Raw genomic sequence first — 3,027 nt, 5'->3', positions numbered from 1 at the left:
GGTCGGCGGAGCAAGAGCGCGGGCGGCTGTGTTGACTGCGCTCGCTTCGCTCGCTCATGCCGCGACGTCCGCGTACAAGGCCCGGTAGGCGGCGAGCATCCGGTCGACCGTGAAGTGGGCGAGCGCGCGGGACCGGCCGTTAGCGCCCAGGGTCCGGCGGCGGGTGCGGTCGCCGAGCAGCTCCAGGCAGGCGTGGCCGAGCGCGACCGGGTCACCCGGCGGCACGATCAGGCCGGCGCCGCCGACCACCTCGGGTACGCCGCCCACGTCGGTGCTGACCGTCGGCCGGCCGCACATCATCGCCTCGATGATCGTGTACGGCATGCCCTCCGAGATGCTGGACAGCGCGACCACGTGGCCCTGCGCGTACGCCTGCCGGCTGCTCGTCACCGGCCCGGACAGGTCGACGGCCGCCCGCAGCCCGAGCCGCTCGATCAGCGCGAGGCAGCTCTCCGCGTAGTCCCGGCCCGTCTCCGGCACCGGGCCGGCCAGCCGCAACCGGGCCAGCGGCTCCGCGTCGCGGATGGTCCGCATCGCCCGGATCAGCGTGTGCAGGTCCTTGAGTGGGTCGATCCGGCCGACCCAGGTGACCGTCGGCACGGTCGGCTCGGTGGCCAGCGCCGGGTAGCGCAGCGGCTCGACGCCGTTGGGCACCACGACCACCTTGGCCGGGTGGGCGCCGTGTCGCAGCTCCCAGCGCTGGTTGAACCGGCTGACCGCGGCGACGAGGGTCGCCTCGGCGTAGCCCAGCCGGGCCAGCGCGCGGTAGAAGCGCAGCAGCACGGTCTTGACGCCGACCGGCATCGCGGCGCCGTACTCCAGATAGCGTTCCCGCAGGTAGACGCCGTGCTCGGTGAGCAGGAACGGCACGCCGGCGCGCCACTTGGCGGCCAGCGCGACCAGCACCGGCAGGCCCGCGGCGGCCGGGTGGCACAGGTCGACCTCGGGAGTCGCGTACGCGAGCGGCCGGACGGCGTGCTCCAACAGCACCGCGGCGGCGCGGGCGTCCCGCAGCGAGAGCCGGGGCAGCGGCGGCCGCCCGGCCGTCGGTCCGGACGACGCCTGCCACGCGTCGAGCAGCACCTCGGCCAGCTCCACGCCGTGCAGCGGGTGGGTGCCGTCCGCGGACAGCTCGGTGAGCCGGCGCAGCCCGTCGGCGAACATGCCCGCGCTGTGCGGGTCGTCGCCGAGCAGGCCGCGGCAGAGCAGCACGGCAGCGGCCGAGGCGGCCCGGTCGCGGCGGTGCCGGACGAGCCGGCCCGGCGCGGTGACCGGCCGGTCCCACACGGGGTACGTGTCGACCGCGGTGACCGAGCTCGGCACCGGGTACGCGGGCTCGCGCGCGCCACCGTGGCCGGTGAGCGCGACGACGTGGAACTCGTGCCCGTCGAGCCCGTTGAGAATCTGGTGGCACCACGTGCCGACGCCTCCGGGCGCGTACGGGTAGGTGCCTTCGTTGATCAGTGCGACGCGCACGACGGGACTCCGTGCGCCGCGGCGGCGGCGGTCTGGGTCATGCAGAAGGCAACGACCCCGTCGGCGCGCCGACGGGGTCGTGTCGTCAAGAAGACAGCGGTGTCACCTCGCGCTGCTGATCGCGTGGCCTGAAAGTCAGGCCACCGAACCGAACAGCTGCGTCCAGTAGGGGCTGCCGTCCGAGGCCTTCGCGAGCCCGACCCCGATCGCCTTCGCGTCGCAGTTGAGGATGTTGGCCCGGTGGCCGGGGCTGTTCATCCAGCCCTCCATCACCGCGTCGGCGGTGCGGTAGCCCATCGCGACGTTCTCGCCGATCGCGTTGCTGTAGCCCTGGTCGCCGGCCCGGTCCCACGGCGTGCTGCCGTTGCTGCCGTCGTGCGACATCTTGTTGTGCTCGGCCTGGTCCACGCTGTGCAGCTGGGCGGCCTTGGTGAGCTTCGCGTTGACGGTCACCGCGCCGCAGCCGTTCATCGCGCGCTGGCGGTTGACCTCCGCGACGACCTTCGCCTGCTCGGTGCCGCCGGCACCGCTCGTCGAGACCGTCGTGGTCGACCGCTTCCTGGCCGGCGACGCGGTGGTCTTCTTCGGCGTGGGGGTCGTCTTGCGGACCGTCGGCTTCGGCGACGGAGGCTTGGTCGGCACGACCTCCGCCGTCGGGGTTGGTGACGGCGCGGACAGCGTCTCTCCCGAATAGCCGTCGCTGTCCGAACCGCCTTCGACGTCGGCATCGAAAGCGCCCTCGCCCGGGCCGGCGATGGCGCCCTTCGCGGAACCATTGGAGGAGTTGCCGACGAGGCTTGACGGCAGCAGTGCCGCGCCGGCGCCGAGGCCACCTAGAATGATCATGACCACGAACGCCAGACCGAGTGGGCCGAACGTACGCCGCGGGTTGCGGTGCTTTCCCGTGGGCTCCGTGTCCTGCACCCCGGTCCCTCCTAACGCGACCCCATCGGGTCGAACCTGTTGCGTCAAACCGGTCCGGACGCTATACGTGACCTGCGGAATCGGGCAATCTGCCTAAGGAATTCCTAAGGCTTTCTTGTTGCGCTTGACGAACGCGGGCCGCAGGCGGAACATGGAGTTGTCGCCAGTCGCGCCCGATCGTGCCCACTTGTGCCCGTGGGCAGACGTCGCGAGGCATTGGGCGCGCGTTGGCCGGCCATTTCCGGCTGCGCATTACAAGGAGACGATATGGCGAAGGCCCTCTACGGCCACGTGGGTTCGGCGCCCGACCGGCGCCTGCTCGACGAGGTCACCCGATTGCGTGCCCGGGTTCAGGCACTCGAGTTCGAGATCACGCGGTTGCGCGCCGAGAACGACCGGCTCGCCGCAGCGGCTGCCGAAGCAGATGGCCTGCTCCGGCTCCCTGAGCCCGCACTGACCTGAGCTCGACGCCGGTCACATCCGGCTCGCAGGACCCGCACGCACCACCAGAAGCGCGCCGCCACGCATGTGTCGGCGCGCAGCTTTTTGCCCTCCGGGACGCACCGCCGCCGTTCGGCGTGTCGCCCGTATCACCGCAGGTCGGCGCCCATACTGCCGGGAAGCCCC

At 72.2% G+C, this 3,027-nt stretch carries 3 protein-coding genes; 1 reads left to right on the top strand and 2 read right to left on the bottom strand.

The annotated features are described in order from the left end of the window. Window positions 1-54: 54 nt before the first annotated feature. Both pelF and AB0H87_RS40030 read right to left on the bottom strand, forming a co-directional pair. The gene (gene pelF / locus AB0H87_RS40035) at window positions 55-1,476 is read right to left on the bottom strand and encodes a GT4 family glycosyltransferase PelF (RefSeq protein ID WP_360158502.1); all 1,422 of its coding nucleotides are present in this window, start codon (window positions 1,474-1,476) and stop codon (window positions 55-57) included. 135 nt (window positions 1,477-1,611) lie between these two features. Next, complete coding sequence (locus AB0H87_RS40030) at window positions 1,612-2,400, bottom strand: CAP domain-containing protein (RefSeq protein ID WP_360158499.1); 789 nt, start codon at window positions 2,398-2,400, stop codon at window positions 1,612-1,614. A gap of 267 nt (window positions 2,401-2,667) precedes the next feature. Here AB0H87_RS40030 and AB0H87_RS40025 point away from each other — a divergent pair, with 267 nt between their 5' ends. Continuing rightward, window positions 2,668-2,862 (top strand): hypothetical protein, encoded by a 195-nt coding sequence (locus AB0H87_RS40025; RefSeq protein ID WP_089254960.1) that lies wholly within the window; start codon window positions 2,668-2,670, stop codon window positions 2,860-2,862. Window positions 2,863-3,027 lie beyond the last annotated feature (165 nt).

The sequence above is a fragment of the Asanoa sp. NPDC050611 genome (genome assembly GCF_040654855.1).
GTDB lineage: Bacteria > Actinomycetota > Actinomycetes > Mycobacteriales > Micromonosporaceae > Asanoa.
Note: the sequence above shows the minus strand (reverse complement) of the source record. Positions and strands in the feature narration are given on the sequence as shown.

Excerpts from the sequence above, each read along its gene's own strand:
- AB0H87_RS40025 (WP_089254960.1), top strand. The coding sequence starts at position 2,668 with ATGGCGAAGGCCCTCTACGGCCACGTGGGTTCGGCGCCCGACCGGCGC.